The sequence below is a fragment of the Paenibacillus sp. Y951 genome, assembly GCF_056786395.1.
Genome location: NZ_JBXCIY010000013.1, coordinates 1 through 20,339 on the forward strand (window position 1 = coordinate 1; position 20,339 = coordinate 20,339).

Below are 20,339 nucleotides of genomic sequence, written 5' to 3' on the forward strand. Positions count from 1 at the left end.
CGACTTGGTCCGAACGAAAATGCGGAAACGTTCATCGAGACGGTTAAACGCTTGCAGCAGCGAGCGCTTGATTCGGAGAAATACGATTACGTTTCTTTAGCGGAGGTTCAAGCGCAATCGGATCTGAAACAAAACTTGATCGACCATTTGTTTGTTTTCCAGAACTATCCGGAAGTCTACAGCATGAGCGGGAAATCCGATGAACAAGATTTTCAGGTAACAGAATTCCAGGGATTCGAGCATACTAATTATTCGTTAAGCGTCATGATGTATGTACAGATGAATCGGCTTGGCATTAAAATTGGCTTCAATGGTTCGGAATATCGTCGAGAGAGCATCGAACGAGTAATCAGTCATTTGGAGACGATTCTAGAGCAAGTGTCGGCAAGGCCAGACATGCGGCTAGAAGAGATCAAGCTAGTCGGGGAAGAAGAGAAGCATCAACTACTGGAGACATTCAACGATACGAAGGCGGAGTATCCGAAGGACAAGACGATCCACGTGCTGTTTGAGGAACAAGCAGTTGCTCGACCGGAAGCAGTAGCTGTCGCAGACGGTGAGCGGCGATTGACGTACGGGGAACTGAACAGACAGGCGAATCGCTTGGCGCACTACTTGCGCAGCCAAGGTGTTACACCAGAGACGTTAGTCGGGATTTGCATGGATCGTTCGGTTGATCTAATCGTCGGGATCATGGGCATCATGAAGGCAGGGGCAGCGTATGTACCGTTGGATCCGTCGTATCCGCAGCAGCGTCTGCGTTATATGACAGAGGATGCAAGGATTGAGCTTCTGGTGACCCGAATCGCTGTCAGCGGTTGGGTGCCGGAGCACATCTCGTGCATCTGCCTTGACGGCGCTGCTGATCAGGAGAAGCTTTCGCATGAGAGTGATCAGAACCCGCCAGTTGTCACGATGCCACAAAATATGGCTTATTTGATCTATACTTCAGGTTCTACAGGAGTCCCGAAAGGAGTTATAGTTGAACTCCAAACACTGACTAATATGGTGTTCTGGCATCAGCAATACTATCAAGTCATGAAACAGGATCGTGCCATGCAGATTGTAAGCATTGCCTTTGACGCCGCAGTGGCGGAAATATGGCCCTATCTGAGCAGTGGCGCTAGCTTGTATTTATGCAAGGAAAGTGTAAGAACGGATCCAGAAGCGCTGCGCGATTGGATAGTTGAGCAGCAAATTACGATCGGTTGTATGCCGACTCCGATGGCCGAAAGGATGATGCATCTGCATTGGCCTACGCATACATCGTTACGCTGCTTAATGATAGGGGGGGATTTGTTGCGGCAGTCGCCGCCAGCTTCATTGCCTTTTGTACTGTTCAACAACTATGGTCCTACGGAATGTACAGTCGTTGCCACAGCGGCAAGAGTTAACCCCTTGCAGGAAGGGTTGCCGCCGATCGGAAGACCGATAGCGAATGCGAGATTGTACATTTTGGATCGACATCGCCAGCCTGTGCCGATTGGTGTCACCGGCGAGTTGTATATTGGCGGTGCAGGAGTCGCTCGTGGTTATTTAAATCGTCCAGAGCTGACCGAGGAGAGATTCCTTCCGGACCCTTTCAGCGACGAACCTGGAGCGAAAATGTACCGAACGGGAGATGCAGTGAAGTATTTGTCGGACGGCAATCTAATCTATGTAAGCCGAATCGATGATCAAGTGAAAATTAGAGGATTCCGGATTGAACCAGGAGAGATAGAAGCGATGCTGAGCCAACATCCGACTCTGCGACAGGTAGCAGTCACCGTGCAAGAAAACTGGTCGGGTGAGAAACAGCTTGTGGCGTACCTCGTCGGAAAAGGCAGTTTGCAGGAATGGCGGGACTACTTGAGCGAGCGTTTGCCAAGTTATATGGTGCCAGCGCATTTTGTTCAAATGGACAGCTTGCCATTAACGCAAAATGGAAAGATCGATCGTAAGTCACTTTCCCGCATGGAGAATATATCACAGGTCCATGAAAGCTATATCGCACCTCGCAACGCCACAGAGGCAAAACTTGTGCAGATTTTCTCGAATGTGCTAGGAATGAAGGAAAGTTCGATTGGCGTCCATGATTCCTTTTTTGCCTTAGGTGGCCACTCGCTCAACATATTAAAGGTGTTGACAAAGACATTTGCATTAAATTGGGATTTAACAATTAGTGATTTTTACACATATAGGACAATAGAGGAGCTAGCAGGGAAAATTGATGGTATAATTATACAAGAAACCAAGAAAATTCAATATCGTGACGAGTGGCGGCTTCTTCGGAAAACACCGCAAATACCGAAGGTACTTAGCGCGGAGCGAGTTTCATACACAAATGTTCTGATTCTAGGAGCGAGTGGATTTCTCGGTATTCATCTACTGTATGATGTATTAACAAAAACGGAAGCTTTCATTCATTGTATTGTTAGAGGAAATAACTTGTGTAACGCTCAAAAAAGATTGGATGAGAAATTAAGATACTATTTTGGGGCTTCTCATTCGGAGCAAATTCCTAATTGGCTTAAGAGAATTCAAGTATACCCAGGTGATGTTTCGAAGTCTAATTTTGGGCTTGAATTCGAAACATACAAAATTTTAGGGGGGGGTGTGGATGTTGTAGTGAATGCTGCGGCAATAGTCAAACATTACGGTTACTATGAGCAGTTTGAAAAGACCAATGTGCTTGGAGTACAGCATGCAATCGACTTTTGTCTAGTTTATCAAATACCGTTGAATCATATATCTACAATAAGTGTTTCAGGTACCCACGTAGAAGGTGGAGGAGAATATATATTTTCAGAAAGTGATTTTTTTATTGGACAGAACTTTGGAGACAATGTCTATATTCGCAGTAAGTTTGAAGCAGAAAGGCTTATTTTTGAAACTAACGGTTTACGTGCTTCTATTTACAGGGTAGGTAATTTAACGGGTAGGATATCAGATGGAGTTTTTCAAAAAAATATTGAAGAAAATAATTTTTACCTTCAATTAAAGACGTTTATTGAAGTTCAATTGATTTTTCCAGAAGTACTAGGATCTATGGTAGAGTTCACACCTGTTGATCTTTGTTCGGGGATTATTGTAGACATTATGCAATCCAAAGATTCTTTAGGAAATGTTTTTCATTTGTGTAACCATCGCAAGGTATCCTTTGGGAGAATCTATGAAGCTCTTAAAATGCTCGGTTTTAAATTTAATTATTTGAGCTTGGAAGAGGTTCACGAGTATCTTAAATCATTATTGATCGATGAATCTAGAAATGAGGTGTTAAGTGGCTGGATGACACAATTGGCTAGTAGCAATGGAAATACAAATCCACCAAATGTGATTTCCGACTCCTCATTCACCGTCCATTACTTACGACAACTTGGATTTCAATATCCGAATTTGAATGAAGAGTATTTAGTTAAGTTACTTAAACATATGATGGACGTTCATTTTATTCATCCTAATTCATGGAACGATTAAATGTCTATGTTAAAGTATCTTTCTGGGACTAAAAGAGTATTTATGAGTTCTACTGTAAAATTCGGACTAGTAGTTGAAGATGATACTGGAATATAGCAATGGAGAGTGGATCTAAATGAGTATGGATATTTCAAAAAAAGAAACAGTAGTAACAGCAAAGAGAACCTTGAATAATGGTGTATTAATGCCTCAGCTTGGATTAGGTGTTTACCAAATCAATGAAGGTGAAGACGTTGAAAATGCTATCCAGAAGGCGCTCGAGGAAGGGTATCGTAGCATTGATACGGCGATGATTTATGAAAATGAGGTTGGAGTTGGTAAAGCAATAAAATCAAGTGGCTTACCTAGGAAAGAGATATTTATTACCACGAAGGTGTGGAATGCAGATCATGGATTTGATTCGACATTAAAGGCATTTGAATCGAGCCGTAAAAAATTAAATGTGGATATAATCGATTTGTATCTTATTCATTGGCCGGGCAAAGACAAATATATAGACACATGGCGTGCATTAGAGAAATTATGTATGGAAGGTTACGTTCGAGCTATAGGTGTCTGTAATTTTCAAATTAATCATCTGGAAAATCTTATTTCTACTTGTGAGATTGTTCCAGCTGTTAATCAGGTGGAATGTCACCCTCTATTGTCACAGGGTGAACTACGACAATGGTGTAATGAACAAGGCATTCAAATGGAAGCATACAGTCCGATAATGAGGGGTAGACTCAAGAACTGGCCCTTATTAGCTGAATTGAGCGAAACGCACGGAAAAACATTGGCACAAATTGTGTTGCGTTGGCACATTCAGAACGGCATTGTCGTCATTCCTAAATCAGTAACACCATCACGACTTCGTGAAAATGCACAAATATTTGATTTTGAATTGAGTACACAAGATATGAATCGTCTAGACCAAATGAACCTCGACTTACGTTTTGGACTTGATCCTGATCAACTTCTTTTTTAAATTACGCCAAAAAGTCTTTTACTTCAATGTTATAAGATCCTATTCAGGTAGCTTGAGGATTACAGCAAAATTGGTCGTTATTGAATCCAAAATTGGGAATGAAAGAGGTGGAAAGTGTAACTGAATCACGCTTGATAAAATCTCTTTTCCGGGACACCATTTACGACAGACGTACCTCTTGGTCTTTTATTGAACTTTGATCTTGAAGCGCACTTACTTGTAGGGCCGTTGAAAAACAAATCCTTTACAAGGTATAGCCAAACTGCTTCTCACAAAGGACTTGCGGACAGGCGGCGCATTACTCATTGTGGGGCATAACTTAAACATTAAGCCCTAAGCTATGCCTTGGAGGACTGAACAGAAAGTGCCTTGAGGCATTATGAAAAATTACTTCCTTTGCTATACTGAACATGCTTTTGCAAGATAAATTCAGGTGGCAAAAGGATAGTCTATTTTATATTTTTACTAATGGAGTGAATATTCTATGCACACAATCAAGCTTTTTTGTATTCCTTATGCTGGGGGATCCGCATCGATTTATAGTAAGTGGAAGAAAAAGCTACTACAGGATATAGAATTAATTTCTTTGGAACCAGCTGGTCGTGGAAGACGATGCGACGAGCCCTTGTACAATAATCTGAACGAGGCTGTCGACGATCTATATCGGGAAGTCGACAAAGTAATGGACCGGAGCGATGAATACATCCTTTTCGGTCACAGTATGGGTAGTCTGCTAGCATTTGAATTGTATTACAAGCTTAAGGAGGAGGGGTTCCGTGAGCCGCTTCATCTGTATGTTTCCGGGGGCAAGGCTCCCCATCTGGAGCGACGTGTCATCTACCATGACAAGCCGCTGGAACAGTTTCAAGAACACATTTTGGACTATGATGTACAATCGGCTCTGATATTCGAGAATGATGAACTCCGTCATTTTTTTCTTCCTATCCTTAGATCCGATTATAAAATGGTTGAGACCCACCAGTACACTAACAAGATGCAGAAAGTCGGCTGTAATATGACTGCGTTGACCGGCACCACGGATTCTAGCTTGACGTTGAAAGATGTTAAGGAATGGATAAGACATGCTGGAAAAGCCTTTCAGATAAAACAGTATGATGGGGGGCACTTTTTTATTAACGAGTACAAAGACCAAATTATTGAAATGATCCACGATATGTTCCAGGGAATTAGGGTCGAATGAAGCATACAATTGAATTGTTTGCCGTTAAAATCGCTTCTTTCCCTATGAGAGAGCGGGAGACTTATAGAAACACTGACTAGGAGGACGGCATGCAACATCAACAATGTATTATGATGGGGAATTATTTCTACCGAAGATCGAATTAATGACAGATACCTATAAAAATGACAAAGTGATTTTATTTAATCCGCCCGAAATCGATTTTATTGAAAGTATTGATGGTTCGATCCTTGTTATGCGAGTGGTGGAAATTATGATTGAAACTTGACGCTAACCGAGCTCGAGCAAAAATTGTTTAATTTGGTTTTTTTTGGTATCATTGATCCTAGATAGTTAATTTGCAAAAAGTAAGAGAGATTATTACATGGACGAAGAATAGCTACAGCTTGCGATTAAATTCAGGAAAAGATACTGTGGCTCTGTCAAGCATATAAGGATCTTCGCTATACTTAGTGGCTAAAGTTACGTTTTCTAGACTGATAGAAAGATTTGACATGGAGCCTCTGCGGGTATGAGTACTCGCGAAAGTCGCATAGTATAAGGACTTCGAGTTGCTAACCAGCTTATCATGCCCGCCTCTCCAGACCCCATTTCGATGTAGCGAGGAAGCATCTAATGGTACAATCAAGCTACATTTCGGCGGGTTTTGATAGTTGGAAGCATTAAATCTGTGTATGTTTAAGTATCAACTTTAAGGGAGTGGCGTTTATGGATGTAATCCAAGTAGAACGTATTCAAAAGAAATTTGGAAATAAGGATGCGTTAACAGATGTGTCTTTTTCAATCTCGAAAGGTGAAATTTTTGGTTTACTAGGTCCGAGTGGTTCAGGAAAAACAACATTAATAAAGATTTTAACTGCGCAGTTAATACCGACAAATGGACAGGCAAGTGTATTAAAGCAGCCAGCGGAGATGATGCATCAGTCTTCACAGAAGATGCGCTTTGGCATTTTGACGGATAACAGTGGTCTATATGAGAGATTAACCATAGAGGAAAATCTAGAGTTGTATCGCCAATTATATGATCTTCCTAGATCTTCGATCGATAAGGTGTTGCAGTTTGTAAACTTAAGCGGAGAGCGCAAAAAGAAAGTCAATCTCTTATCAAAAGGGATGCGTCAGCGTGTTATGTTGGCATGTGCGATTATCCACGAGCCAGAATTATTGTTTTTAGATGAACCTACTTCGGCTTTAGATCCAGTAAACTCAGCACATATTTATAAAGGCTTACGCTACTTAAATGAGAAAGGGACAACGATTTTTTTAACTACACATGATATGGCTGAGGCAGAATTAATGTGTAACCGTGTAGCAATTTTGTATCAAGGACAAATTCAAACAATCGGCTCACCAAAGGAAATTAAAAAACAGTATCGAGAAAACGTAGTGCATGTTGATTTAATAAATGGGGAATCATACGAGCTCCCGATAGGTGAGGAAGCGGCTGATCAAATAGCCGATTGGATGAAACGAGGATTAATTGATCGATTAGAAACGAAAGAGCCAAGTCTAGGTGATATCTTTATTAAAATGACAGGAAGTGAGTTATTATGAGTATCTCATTAAAACGTGTTAGAGCGATATTTGTGAAGGATTACAAAGAGTTTTCACGCAACTATGCGTTCTCCATTATTGTGTTTTTTCCAATTATTTTCGCATTTCTTCTTCGAGATACAGACTTGCCTTTGACATTAGCTGTAGGTTTTGTTCTTAATATTTCGTTTGTGTTACTAACGTGCTTAGCACAAGCAGGCTTGATCGCGGAAGAAAAGGAGCGTAACACTTTACGATCACTAATGCTGACTCCAGCCACGACTATGGATGTTTTAATCGGTAAAAGTACTTTAGTCTTTGTAATGTCTGCTGTTACTCTGGCAATTGCTACGTATATATTGGGTTATGAGCCAGTTAGTATTTGGGCGTTTGCGGCAAAAATCATCTTGTCAATTTTTCTATACATAGCAGTCGGGACGATATGTGGTTTATTCTCCAAGACGTTGCTTAACGCATCACTTTCTATAATTCCAGTGGCGTTCGTATTCACTGGGGCACCTTGGGGGGCGGTTTTAGAGAAGGATTATCCAATCTTCAAAGTGCTAGATTATGTACCAAGCAGTCAACTTGTGCATTTGCTAGATTTACGTGATATAGGCTTTACGACGGGAGAGTTATTAAAACCCCTCGTCATTACTTTGGTATGGACAGTTGTATTAACGATTGTTTCTGTTGTTTTGTATCAACGACGGTTAAAGGATGAGTAGGGACGGTGTGCAGGATTGGATGTGCACCAAAAAAACGGTAGTTGCTTGTGTCATGTATGGTTCATTGGATCGAAAACCGAAGAAAATAACGCAAACCTTCGGTACCACGACCAATGAACTACTATAGCTTCAAGATTGGCGAACAGATTCGATCGATGGTATTCACGAAAGTGAAGAGAAAAGTCCCCCAACTAGCCGAAATGTTTTATGTTATTCTTTTCGACCTGATAGTTCAAGCATTGAAACTAAAGGATTTTCTACTGCCCGATGCTTACCGACATCAATTCCAAGCCGATCTGAGCCAAAGTCAACGGACACAAGCACCTACGCTGCACTTACTCGGATCAGAGCAAGTGCGCCTGTGAGAAGACGTATTCCGATCCATATGCCACTTGTGCCATATGGCGTTACAGTGGAAGGTTGTCAGCAGCTAAGAGAGCAAGTGTTAGCGGCAACTGGTGTCGTTAATGAGAGGCAAAAAGTTTGAGTTTATTCCAAATGTTGCTATCTTTATGAAATTTGATTATACTTCAGCCATTATAGAATCGCGTAGTTCTACCGAGGAGGAATCAAAATCCGATGAATTTAGCTGTCAAGTTAATGCAAAAATTAAAAGACCGCTATACTCAGAATAAGCTGAAAGACTATCAGGACAAAGCGGAGCTCATCAGGAAACGGAATTTGGAAGCATGGGTCGATGGACAGCTTCAAGCGGAATCACTCCGGTTGCAAAAAGAAGCAAAATCGGGTACACCTTTGGACGAGCTGCTTGTCGATGCCTATGCGCTAGTCTGCGAGGCAGCGAAGAGAAAGCTCGGATTACAGCCTTACGATGTCCAGATCATGGCTGCCATCGCTTTGCACGAAGGGATTTTGATCGAACAGCATACAGGCGAAGGGAAAACGCTCTCTGCAGTTATGCCTGCTTATCTAAATGGGCTAACCGGCGAAGGCGTTCATGTGCTGACTTTCAACGATTATTTGGCAAATCGAGACGCGGAATGGATGGGGCCAATCTACCGTTTCCTCGGGTTAACGATAAACGCGGTTCAAGCGGGCATGGGCCTGTCCGAGAAACGGGAAGCCTATGCCGCGGATATAACCTATGTTACGGCCAAAGAGGCTGGATTCGATTATTTACGCGACACGATCGCACTAAACGAAGCCGATACCGTGCATCGTCCTTTCCGCTACGTCATCGTCGACGAAGCGGATTCACTGCTTCTCGATGAAGCGCGGGTACCGCTAGTAATCGCCGGTGAGTCGGACTCTTCTAGCAACGAGGGCACATGTTTCGCAGAATTGGCTCGGCAGCTCGAGCCAATTGAGCATTACGACTTTGATGAGTCCAAGCGGAACGTTTACTTGAATGAAGCGGGTTCTGCAAAAGTGGAATCGCAGCTTGGATGCGACAATTTGTACGAAAGTCATAATAGTCATTTGTTATCGTCATTAAATTGTGCGCTGCATGTGGAATCGTTATTGAAAAAAGACGTGGATTACATCGTCCGGGACGGGAAAATCGAGCTGATCGACGAATATACCGGACGCGTGGCGGAGAACAGGTATTTGCCGGACGGGCTGCAAGCCGCGCTTGCGGCCAAAGAAGGACTGCAGCCGAAAGCCGGCGGGAAAATTCTCGGGATGATCACCCTTCAACACTTCATTAGCCTGTATTCGAAGATTTGCGGAATGACGGCTACCGCGTACGCTTCCGCAATGGAATTTGAAGAGATTTATGAACTGCAGGTCGTACAAATTCCACCGAACCGGCCAAACATACGGATCGACCATCCGCACCGGATTTATACCCATAAAGAAGCCAAGCTTAAAGCGCTTGTACACGAAATCTCGTCCGTCCATGCGACGGGACGTCCAATTCTCATCGGTACGTCAAGCGTCGAGGAGTCTGACATGCTGGCGAAGGCGCTGGCCGTTGCCAGCGTAGCTTGCCATGTTCTGAATGCGAAAAACGACGCAGAAGAAGCTGAGATCATCGCCAAAGCGGGAGAAGTCGGTGCAGTGACGGTGTCTACGAATATGGCGGGACGCGGTATCGACATTCGGCTAGGCGGCGGCAACCCCACGCAAGCAGAAGCTGTCGCCAAGCTAGGAGGGTTGTATGTGATTGGTACACATGCAAACGAAAGCGTGCGGATCGACGACCAGTTGCGCGGGCGTTCTGGCCGCCAAGGTGATCCGGGAGCTTCCGTATTTTTCGTAAGCTTGGAGGACGAGTTGATGCTTCGGTTCGGCATCGATAAATGGGTTCGCTCTCTTAGGCAAGAAGAGGCGCTTAAAGAGCCGATGCTTCACAGCAAAATCTCGCATATTCAGTGCGTTGCTATGACCCAAAACTCCCATATCCGCAAGGAACTGAACTGTTATTCGGATATGGTGGAGGATCAAAGGCGAATTCTATACGAGGAGCGGCTCGGAATTTTGAAAGGCGAGAAGCCGATGAGTCCTTCGGAGCAGCGGGTACGGCTTTTTTATATCGACGAGTTCTGGGCTGACCATCTGGCATACGTTTCTTACGTTCGCGAAGGCATCCACTTGGAGAGCCTTGCTAGCCGCAATCCAATCGACGAATTTCATGTGCAAATAACCCAAGCATACGAGCAAATTTCGGCTAAAATAAATAGTGAGTCGGAGAATATGCTTGTAAGGCTCGAAGGCTCGAATGATCCGGCGAAGTGGGAAGAGTTAGGTCTGAAGATCCCCACTTCCACTCGGACTTATATTATCAATGATCAATACCTCCAGAACAAGCGCAGTTCATGGACCGCAGAGACAATAATGGCTTTTTATCTTCGTAAGTTTTTGAGGCTGGTATTGTGGCCGGTATACAGGCTGTCAAAATATTGATGCATCTTAGCTTTTTCGAGGATGATCGGGACGAATACGAGCGAACACTCGATTCATCCTGCGCTGAAAATGTTGAAGCGAAGCATTGACTCCGTGTAGCCGCTCAGTTTCGGTGTCGGAATAAGAGCGGCTTTTTCTTGCCAAAGATGACGTGTATAGAGGACAATGGGCTTCTGTCAATAGGCTGGACACAATAAGAAAGACTAAATTAGGCGGATGAGGACAGGAAATCTTCCATCCGCTGCGGCGTTTTATACTCAATAGCAGAATGAATGCGATTACGATTATAACAACCTTCCATATATTAGGAAAAAATTGTTCGAGCATCATCAAAAAAGTAAATAGGGTTCGATAGAGTATTTCTTTCTTTAATATGGCATGAAAACTTTCAATAGGAGCATTATCATAGGGACAACTTTTTGCTGAGAAAGACTGCAGTATTCCTAGTGTCGTGAGTTCTTCTCGATATTCATGACTCGTAATTAACTGCCTCGATCTGAATGCAGGATAACTCCCAAAGCAGGCTTCTGAGTGAACACAGCTTGATGAAGTGCAGATAACACACAAGCTTTATCCATCGTTTGGCTGAAACACCAGCCAATAATTTTATTTGTAGACAGATCCATAATTGAATCTAAATAGCATCAACCCTTATTAAGGACGTGGATATAGGTAATGTCACTTACCCATTTTTCGTTTCTCTTGCTTGCCTTAAAATTTCTATTCAGCAGGTTTTTTTCGCCGCCATGATACACAGCATCCGATTTGTACGGTCTATACTTTTTGACCTCAACAACAGAGGTTTGTTGATTATCTACTTTAATCTCTTTACCTTCATTAACTCATTTATAAAACGCCGTTTTGCTTAGATCATATTCACTCATAATTTCAGATGCTGTTATTCCTTTACGATGAAGTTCAACGATCATGGCTTTGAAATTATCACTATATTTTCCTTGCTTTATTCCCATAGTTGGACACAACTTTTCAATATTATTTTATCAGTCCTCCTTTTTGTGTCCACTACTATATACTAATTCCATTATCTACTCCAGAATGTAATCTGTACGAAATCCCGTGCAGATTACCTTAAGGAGTTGATATTTACTTGCCAACCTGCAGATGATATAATAATGGAAAATAAGAAAGTACCACTTAAATGGTCCAGAGGAAGTAACTCGGGCCTTTTTTGTTTGCAGTTTTCGTTCGTATCTTTGAATATATATTAATTAAGGAGCTATAATCTGTTGAAGACATTAATTATTGCAGAAAAACCGGATATGGGACGGAATATTGCTGCCGCAATAGATCCAAAGGCGAAAAATAACCGTTCTTATTTTGAAGGCGAGCAGTATATTATTACTTGGGCAATAGGGCATTTAATTGGATTAGCAGAACCAGATGCCTATGGTGATAAGTACAAAAAATGGAACATATACGATTTACCAATAATTCCTGATCATTTTAAATTAGTTCCCAATAAAAAGACAATTGATCAACTTAAAATCATTGCAGATTTGGCTAAACGGTGTGATTTGATTGTCAATTCTTGTGATGCCGGAAGAGAGGGCCAATATATATTTTCGCTAGTCCAGAGATATTTAAATTTAAGTCAACCTGTTAAACGACTATGGATCTCGGATCTAACAGCTGAAACGATTCGTAAAGGATTTCAAGAGTTACGATCGGAAGCGGATTATTACAATTTAACGTTAGCCGCATCTGCTCGGAGTGAAGCGGATTGGCTGATTGGTATGAATGGGACTAGAGCATTTACAACTAAGCATAATGAATTGATGTCTGTCGGTAGAGTGCAGACGCCTGTATTAGCATTAATTTATGATCGTGAAGCAGAAATAGCGAAATTCGATTCGTTAACATTTTTTGATGTCGAAGCTCAATTTCAGCAAGAGGAAACGAACTATAAAGGAATGTGGCAGGGTGACCGGATTACGGAGAAAGAAAAAGCTGACACGATCGTTTCCGATGTAAAAGGAAAGCGCGGGATGATCGAGTCTTATGAAGCAAAAGAAATGAAAGAGTACCCTCTTCGTCTGTATGATTTAACATTGTTGCAGCGTGAAGCGAATAGTAAGCTTAATTTTTCAGCAAAGAAGACGTTAGATATTGCCCAAAGCTTATATGAAAAGCACAAAGTCATTACTTATCCGCGTACGAATTCTAACTATGTAACAGAACAAAATATACCAGAGATGCATAAGGCGCTTAATGCATTGCAAAGTACAAGCTATAGTCAATGGGTACAGCAAAGTGATCGGTCACTTGTTCATATCGGTAATAAATCGATTTGTAATCCTGCTAAAGTAGAGGATCACCATGCGATTATGCCAACGGTACGTAAGGCTACTTCTCTTTCTGTAGATGAACAGAAGCTATATGATCTTGTCGTACGTAGATTTCTGTCACAGTTCTTTCCGCCAGCAAGATATATGGGACATACTGTTCTGACGAAGGTTGAACAGCATCTCTTCAAAAGTAATATGAAACAGTTGTTGGAACTTGGTTGGAAAGTGATCTACAGCGATCATAATCAGGAAGCGGTGACAAAGCGGAAGAAAGCACCTGCCGATGGTGATGATCCAGATGAGGTTACAGAACTTGATCAGCCATTCGAGTTAAATGCTGATGCTGATATATTGTGCAAAACTGCGACAGCAAGAGAGAAAGCAACGAAGCCACCGAAGTCATTTACAGAAGGAACACTTCTTAGGGCGATGGAGAGTGCAGGAAAGCAGATCGAAGATGATGAGATGCGAGAGGCGATGAAAGACTCGGGACTCGGGACGCCTGCGACTAGGGCTTCGACGATCGAACGTTTGAAGACGGTTGGTTATATTACGTTGGTCGGTAAAAGGATAACGATTGCGAACAAAGGTAAAATCGCGATTGAACTCATTCGTGGCGCAGGTGTTGAGCTGCTAACATCCCCTGAAATGACTGGGATGTGGGAGAAACGATTGAATGATATTGCGCGCGGAAACGCATCGAATGAGCAATTTATGAATAATGTGAAGAAGTTTGCAACGATGATCGTTGATAAGGTACGAGTGCAGCCGATGGTAGCTAAATCTTCATTCGAGAAGCAGGAAGTAGCTGTCAAAAAAACGCGGAGTACTAAAAAATCGGATGCAGACAAAACGGATGCTGAAGGCAAAGAAGTAAAGCCTCGTACTAGGAAATCAACTGCCAAAGAAGCGGGTGCCTCGGGTACTAAAACTTCAACAACAGCAGCTGGTACTAAAGCATCAACAGTTGTAGCTAGCACGACAGCTGCTAGTCAGTCAAAGTCAGCGGCGAAAGCTACAATAGCTACTGCGGACAATGGTGCGAGCGCAACGAGTGGCTTACAATTGATTACCCCTTGCCCAAGAGCGGGTTGCGGTGGTCAGTTGTTTATGGGTCGTAAAGATTATGGTTGTTCTCATTATCGTTCAGGATGCACGGTCATCATTAGGCGAGAAGTGTTCGGACACTCCATTACATCTGATGATCTTAAGACATTGACTAAGACTGGTAAGACACCAGACTTGAAGCTATATACTCCCGGCGGCGAGCATGTGGACGGTAGAATTGTACTAGTCAATCGTGATACTGGTGAATTATCGATAGATATGAATTAGTATGTGAGAAGTTTCAAGTGGGAAAATGCAAAAAGATCAACTACCCTCCTGTGGCGGGTAGTTGATCTTTTTTGTTGTTCAGTTAGAAGAGGGTTGAAAGCTATTTGTTTTTAATAGAAGGATTTCTTGTGGATTTAGCAACATTATCCATATTGTTGACGTATATGATATTATGCAATATTTATCCAATATAATGAGTGGGGGTTATTGAAATCGAAAAGAAATTGGTAAAGGGAGCAATATACGCATTTTTAATCGGCTTAGCCCTCGCTATTGTATTTATTCCAGATACTATTACACGTGTAGATGCTAATGTAACTACGATCTATTCAATCCCGATCCGGGAAATTGCACACGATGTTGTAAACAATATTAAGGAACTGCCACAGGATAATTCAAATTACGGTTTAATACACGGAGATCTGTGGTTGGAAAATATCCTTGTAGATAGTGACTCTACACTAACGATGATTGATTTTCAAGACTGTGAAAAGCATTATTATTTATACGATTTAGCCGTTCCAATCTATTCTGCACTGGAGTTCTCGTTCTCAGGGGGAGAGAACATAAAAGATTATGAACGATCCATTACCAGGGCGTTAATCGATGGATATAAAGAGGAGAATGACCTCTCTTCTGAGATGCTTATGAAACTACCGCTGTTTTTGAAGCTAAAAGAATTGTTTGAATATAATTTGATGCATATGTATTGGAATTCTAAAGAGCTAAGCGAGGAACAAGTTCGAATCTTAAACTTATATAGAAATCGGATAGAATACGCCCACTCTAGAACTATCAGTGAAGGGGGATATAATTGAGAAAATTATTTATTTTAATGCCTTTAATATTCTCGATTTTAGTAGGAATAGTCGCTTGTACTTCACAACCACTAGTTGATAATAAAATTGGGAGAGTAGAATTCTATGAATTCAATACAAATACTGAATTGACATTAGAAGATATCATTGAGCCTTTTAGTCGTCAAGAATTAAACTTAAAGCCACAAATGGAAGGTGAGCACCCAAAGTTAAACGATGTTGGATCCAAGGCATATGAATTAATTGATGGAATGGTATTTATTCACTTATTCGATAATAATGAGGAATTAAAAGAAGGAAAAAATCAAATTAAACAAGCTTATGAATATGAAAAATGGGGACTTAAAGTTTACGAAGTAAACAATATGTTGTTTGTTTATATGCCAGCACATGCGACTGACGAATTAGTAACTGAAAAACATAGGGAAATGATAAGTGCCATCGAGGAAATGATTGAAAATAACAAGTCCCTGACAACTCAGCAATAAATGTAATCGACTCAATAAACGAAGTATTAAATGGGAAGATTATCGACCCATATTCTGATAATGGAGCATATTGCGAGTTGCCAACAATAACATTTAAAAATATCGTTATAAAGTGGTTGAAAGAAAAGGATAAGTACTACCGTAATTAAGCTATCGGAAAACGATAGTGGAGGGGCTTGTAATATAGGAGCTCCTCTTAACTGGATAGTGCAAATTTAAATCGAAGCTTACGTCTAATTTGATGTGTGTTTTAGGAGGGGAACTATATGAAATTTCTTATGGCAGTCCTAATAATTTTGTGTGCAGTATTACCGACCTACTATTACATTAAGTACCGTGGATGGAAGAAAAAATTGTAAAAGATTTTCCACACTAACGGGAGATTTTATGACGATTGTTTATATTCTCTTTAGGAGGAGAATTGGAATGAAAAAGGTTTTTACAATAGTTTTAACTATTACTATGATAATTACATTTTCTTCTTGTTCGAATGATACAGGGACAGCGAAACTACTTAATAAAGAAGGTGTTGCACCCTATGAGTTATCTGAAAACGATACATATCTTCTACAATCCCTGGCTCTCGTAGGTGATGTGAATATCATATCATTCAAGGCTCCAAAAATCGCAAAAACCCTTAAAGCAAATGTTTATGTTTTAGAAGATAACGGCATATGGAACACTGTGGGAGGTGGACAGATTTTATTGGGAGAGGACGCTGCCCCCGATGGCCGATTGGAAGGCACGTTTGCAATGCTACTTAAAGATGATTATGCAATAGATATGCACATCAACACAAAGGGGCGAGCCTCCTATCAAACCGGAAAACTTGAAGTCGATTACAAAATCGTAGCATCTACAAAAGGATTTCTGACCGATTTTCAAGAGATTGAACTCGACAAAGAAATACCAGTTGCAATTATGATTTATGACAGCGGTACGAGTATGAAAAGTTATTCTATGGAGAGCTTCTTTTCGCCTTCTGAATTTGAAGGAATGGACTTAGTGCAGGTGGTCACACTGACTTTTACGGAATAAGCTGATTGGAGAATTATTGATACATAATTTTTGCTCGGAGGTTCATATGTCATGTTATTCATATTTTATGTATCAAAGATTGTGGAAGGGGTACTTAAGGTAAATCGATAAGTATTATAATTAGTTACATGCGAGGGGAACAACAAATGTGGAAGAGCAGTTTTATAACTGGTCTGGGATTGATTGCATTAAGTGGAATTTTGTACACTGTGGAAAGATTTATTGCTGTTTTAAAATGGGCTAGTGAGACTGCTCCAGTAAAAATTAATGGGTCTGGTTCGTATCCCTCTGAACCAACTATGCCTGGTATTTTTGATAATTTATTTGTAGGGGTTTTCTTAATATTTGGATTAGTTTTATTAATAATTGGGCTAAGAAAAGGAATTAATAAATCTATTTGAAGTTATTTCTCTAAAGTTGAACTTTAGTTCAATACATCATGGAGTAGATTGCGAACGGGCAGCTGCTCCATTTACGGATTTGCAGGTTGAGCGTTACGTGCAGGCGCTGCTGCAGAAGGACATGGAAAGTCTGGAGCTTCATTTGGGGATATACGATGACAACGAAGAAACGAAAGCGCTAGTGAAGCGGATGCTTCAGAAGTATGAAGTATCACTCGATCTGAACTCGGTAAAGATCGTATCGAAGGGCTACGATGAGCAGGAGGATCAATACTTTTTCGAGCTTCGCGATAGTAACCAGCAGACGCACGAACTTCGGTTAGGCAGGGGAGAGCTTAGGGTTGTGGACGAATGGTTGATCGTCCAAGCAACAGACAAATGAAGCATTGCAGCAGTCGTTCAACTCCACTCTGAGCCCCTTTGAATGGCTATTGCATACGTCAATGAGTTAGAAATCACAGAACGCCCTGTTTCTTGAGATAACGGGCAGGAAATGAGAGATAACTTATTTCTCAGCGACCTTCTTGCACTTTGGGATCGTCAGAAGGTTTAGTGAAAAAGAGCGGAGGGATCATTTGAAAAAACTTTTTACAGCAATCCTACTCATTTTAGTTGGAATTATTTTATGTGCGGCACCGCAAGCTGAAGCCTTGTCCTGTGCTCCTCCACTTCCCGTTAAGGAGGAGATGGACCATAGCGCCGTCGTTTTTCAAGGAAAAGCAGTCGAGATTAAAAAGGACGGACTTACTGTGTTCCAGATCGATGAGGCTTGGAAGGGTGTAGAGACCTCGCAGCTTGAGATTTATGATAACGGGTGGGATCCTTTTATTAAAGATACGGAGTATTTGGTATTTGGAAGCGTTCAGGAAGGAAAACTTCGCATGAATTTGTGTGGGCGAACGGGACCTTGGGACAACGCAAGGGAAGCGGCGATGAAGGATTCAGGCATCAAGTCTATTAAACCTGGATTAACAATGGAGGCGGAGCAATTTAAACAACAGCGAGGGTATGCTATTCCGGCGATCATAGTAGTCATCATTGTTGCACTTCTGCTGCTGTACATCGTATTGATAAGGAATAAACGGAAACGGTGACGTTTAAAAACATTTTAATGGGAAGGTGCTAAGGGATTATGATACTCAATGAATTTCCGACATTTGAGGCAGTCTAATTTATTGATCTAACGAGGTACTATACCACAATAATCATCGGGAAAAGGCAGCTGTTAAATTGGCTGCCTTTTCCACGCTAACGGTCAGATTACTTACAATAAAAGGTGGCTTAATAGTGAAGACCTTAATAAGTGCTTTGTCCAAAAGTAAAAAGGAAAAGCTTGTTATGACACCAATAGCTTTTCTCACAGCTAATTGGTTTCTAATTACTGCGATGAATGGTTAGATAATTTGTGAAATAATTAAATGGCTTGCGCTCTTATATTTCAACTATATGTATCGGAGCAGTTGAATAAACAAGATGAGTTATATAGCTGAATGATATTGAGGTGGGTTAGTTGAATAAGAAGTATGATCCACAAAATGAAAAGTTCTATATAAGATTTTGGGCGAATGTAGAAAAGAAGGTTATATATAAATTTATATTCGTTCTAATGTTCGGACTATGTGGTGCATTATTTGCTACTTTAATGGCAGTGCTTATGTTGCGTGATGTGGATTTCAAGTGGACTACTGTATATATTGGTTCTGCTTTTACTGTTTCAATAATACTAAGTCCATTTGATTACCATAGATTCAGAAAAAAATACCGTGAACATGTGAAATTTCATCAAGGCGATAGATTCTCAAGGAAGGAGGTCTAACTAATGAAAATTAAAAAAATAGTATTTATTATGGCACCAGTTGCTGTCGTAATTTTTCTTTGGTTATCTGGTTTGATTGGTTTATGGACTGGAGGGATGGCTTATATTGCGAATAACACCAAAGAATTTACTGATAGAAACGGTCATGTTGTACAAGGGGAATATACCATAGCAATAGACTTGTCAAATTTAGAGAGTAATATCGGAAAAGAGTTGTACAATGACGGTACCTATAGAATATATGTATCCTGGGTTGATAATACAGGAAATAGAAATACTGGCGGATATAGAATTGGTTTTAGATCCAGTGGACGTTATTCTTTAACAGGTGCTTCATTAATTTCGGGGGGTCATCATGCTACCGTGAACGGAAATTCATTTACAACAAATATGATCGCTAAAATGACAGCACAATATAACAGCAAAAAATACACCAGCTCTGTATATAGTGTGAGTGGGTTAAACTATAATGACGGAGATGATTTTTCTTTCTATATTTTCCCTTCTAAATCTTATGAAAAACAAGAAATCTCATTAAACGAAACAGGAATAGTACATTTAACCGTTACAGAACTTTTTAAAAATATCTGGAGCAAAAAATAAGGGGCTTAATACGCTAACAGGCAGTTTATCGCAACAAAAAAAGTAGATATTGCGTATAGAACTATAAATTAAGTACGAGGAGGAAATATGATGAAAAGAATTTTGAACACTTTGATTTTTATCATTCTCACATCTGCTTTTACAGGATGTACAGTATCCGAACCTAATCTCAATCAAAATGTAATCAGTACCATTGAGAATATACCAGAAGAGACACCAAAAGAGACAAATGAGGAAAATACGGAACAAACAACTGAAGATAACGACACTAATGATTATTCATTAATTATTAATAATTCAATTATCACTCTCAAAGACTGGGATAACAAAGTTGATTTGCAAAAAATATTAGGCGAACCAACTTCGCAGAATATTGAAGAACTGGGTAATGAGGCAGATACGCTCAAAGGGTCATTTATTAAAACATTGAAATATGATGGACTTCAAATAGAACTTATTTCCCCTAAAGAAAATGGTAAGGATTTTTGGATAATTGAAATGGTGGTTATCAAAAAGGACTACAAAACATCTAAGGGAATTCAAATAGGAGATAAGATTGAAGAAGTTAAGAATTCTTATCCTGATATAGAGATAGCTCTTGACGGGAGAACGGACCCGAATAATTGTGCATATGTATTAAATAATGAGCAAGTTGAGTACCTGCAATTTGAAGTAAAAGAAGGTCTTGTTAGTGAGATAAAGATTTTTTACTTAATTCCCTAACGGAAAACGATATAAATAAGCGGTAGCCTTGTTAGGCAAATGGAGAACGATAGTTGAA

19 protein-coding genes and 1 pseudogene are annotated in these 20,339 nt (G+C 40.7%); 18 read left to right on the forward strand and 2 right to left on the reverse strand.

Annotated features, from left to right (window positions below):
- The 8 genes from AC1TPB_RS17365 to AC1TPB_RS17400 form a co-directional block, all read left to right on the forward strand.
- Positions 1-3,456, forward strand: a 3,456-nt coding sequence (locus tag AC1TPB_RS17365) for a non-ribosomal peptide synthetase family protein (RefSeq protein WP_482077664.1), incomplete at its 5' end; no start/stop codon positions are given.
- Positions 3,457-3,571: 115 nt separating this feature from the next.
- Positions 3,572-4,423, forward strand: coding sequence for an aldo/keto reductase (locus AC1TPB_RS17370; protein WP_482077665.1), 852 nt, complete (start codon positions 3,572-3,574; stop codon positions 4,421-4,423).
- 484 nt (positions 4,424-4,907) lie between these two features.
- Positions 4,908-5,624, forward strand: a complete 717-nt coding sequence (locus tag AC1TPB_RS17375) for a thioesterase II family protein (protein WP_482077666.1) — start codon at positions 4,908-4,910, stop codon at positions 5,622-5,624.
- 103 nt (positions 5,625-5,727) lie between these two features.
- Positions 5,728-5,892, forward strand: a complete 165-nt coding sequence (locus AC1TPB_RS17380) for a hypothetical protein (RefSeq protein WP_482077667.1) — start codon at positions 5,728-5,730, stop codon at positions 5,890-5,892.
- A gap of 440 nt (positions 5,893-6,332) precedes the next feature.
- Positions 6,333-7,178, forward strand: a complete 846-nt coding sequence (locus AC1TPB_RS17385) for an ABC transporter ATP-binding protein (protein ID WP_482077668.1) — start codon at positions 6,333-6,335, stop codon at positions 7,176-7,178.
- On the forward strand, positions 7,175-7,885 hold the full coding sequence (locus AC1TPB_RS17390) for an ABC transporter permease (RefSeq protein ID WP_482077669.1): 711 nt from the start codon (positions 7,175-7,177) through the stop codon (positions 7,883-7,885). The genes AC1TPB_RS17385 and AC1TPB_RS17390 overlap by 4 nt, the downstream gene beginning before the upstream one ends.
- A gap of 361 nt (positions 7,886-8,246) precedes the next feature.
- Positions 8,247-8,372, forward strand: a complete 126-nt coding sequence (locus AC1TPB_RS17395) for a hypothetical protein (protein WP_482077670.1) — start codon at positions 8,247-8,249, stop codon at positions 8,370-8,372.
- 92 nt (positions 8,373-8,464) lie between these two features.
- The gene (locus tag AC1TPB_RS17400; protein ID WP_482077671.1) at positions 8,465-10,753 is read left to right on the forward strand and encodes a preprotein translocase subunit SecA; all 2,289 of its coding nucleotides are present in this window, start codon (positions 8,465-8,467) and stop codon (positions 10,751-10,753) included.
- A 482-nt stretch (positions 10,754-11,235) separates the two neighbouring features.
- On the opposite strand, the gene AC1TPB_RS17405 is transcribed toward AC1TPB_RS17400, so the two are convergent.
- Positions 11,236-11,379: a hypothetical protein gene (locus AC1TPB_RS17405; RefSeq protein WP_482077672.1), complete on the reverse strand. Its 144-nt coding sequence runs from the start codon at positions 11,377-11,379 to the stop codon at positions 11,236-11,238.
- A gap of 216 nt (positions 11,380-11,595) precedes the next feature.
- On the reverse strand, positions 11,596-11,724 hold the full coding sequence (locus AC1TPB_RS17410; protein WP_482077673.1) for a transposase: 129 nt from the start codon (positions 11,722-11,724) through the stop codon (positions 11,596-11,598).
- Between the two features lie 276 nt (positions 11,725-12,000).
- Here AC1TPB_RS17410 and AC1TPB_RS17415 point away from each other — a divergent pair, with 276 nt between their 5' ends.
- From AC1TPB_RS17415 to AC1TPB_RS17460, 10 genes and pseudogenes are all read left to right on the forward strand, one after another.
- On the forward strand, positions 12,001-14,394 hold the full coding sequence (locus AC1TPB_RS17415; RefSeq protein ID WP_482077674.1) for a DNA topoisomerase 3: 2,394 nt from the start codon (positions 12,001-12,003) through the stop codon (positions 14,392-14,394).
- Between the two features lie 338 nt (positions 14,395-14,732).
- Positions 14,733-15,212 (forward strand): annotated as a pseudogene (locus tag AC1TPB_RS17420) (phosphotransferase enzyme family protein); the annotation flags it as partial.
- Entirely contained in the window at positions 15,209-15,700 is a 492-nt protein-coding gene (locus AC1TPB_RS17425) for a hypothetical protein (RefSeq protein ID WP_482077675.1), read from the forward strand. The pseudogene AC1TPB_RS17420 and the gene AC1TPB_RS17425, both read left to right, overlap by 4 nt.
- Positions 15,701-16,126: 426 nt before the next feature.
- Positions 16,127-16,738: a hypothetical protein gene (locus AC1TPB_RS17430; RefSeq protein WP_482077676.1), complete on the forward strand. Its 612-nt coding sequence runs from the start codon at positions 16,127-16,129 to the stop codon at positions 16,736-16,738.
- 146 nt (positions 16,739-16,884) lie between these two features.
- On the forward strand, positions 16,885-17,139 hold the full coding sequence (locus AC1TPB_RS17435) for a hypothetical protein (protein WP_482077677.1): 255 nt from the start codon (positions 16,885-16,887) through the stop codon (positions 17,137-17,139).
- A 16-nt stretch (positions 17,140-17,155) separates the two neighbouring features.
- On the forward strand, positions 17,156-17,521 hold the full coding sequence (locus tag AC1TPB_RS17440) for a hypothetical protein (RefSeq protein WP_482077678.1): 366 nt from the start codon (positions 17,156-17,158) through the stop codon (positions 17,519-17,521).
- Positions 17,522-17,714: 193 nt separating this feature from the next.
- Positions 17,715-18,233, forward strand: coding sequence for a hypothetical protein (locus AC1TPB_RS17445; RefSeq protein WP_482077679.1), 519 nt, complete (start codon positions 17,715-17,717; stop codon positions 18,231-18,233).
- 416 nt (positions 18,234-18,649) lie between these two features.
- Positions 18,650-18,955 (forward strand): hypothetical protein, encoded by a 306-nt coding sequence (locus AC1TPB_RS17450; protein WP_482077680.1) that lies wholly within the window; start codon positions 18,650-18,652, stop codon positions 18,953-18,955.
- A gap of 3 nt (positions 18,956-18,958) precedes the next feature.
- On the forward strand, positions 18,959-19,558 hold the full coding sequence (locus AC1TPB_RS17455; RefSeq protein WP_482077681.1) for a hypothetical protein: 600 nt from the start codon (positions 18,959-18,961) through the stop codon (positions 19,556-19,558).
- 87 nt (positions 19,559-19,645) lie between these two features.
- The gene (locus AC1TPB_RS17460; protein WP_482077682.1) at positions 19,646-20,281 is read left to right on the forward strand and encodes a hypothetical protein; all 636 of its coding nucleotides are present in this window, start codon (positions 19,646-19,648) and stop codon (positions 20,279-20,281) included.
- The last annotated feature ends 58 nt before the right edge of the window (positions 20,282-20,339 follow it).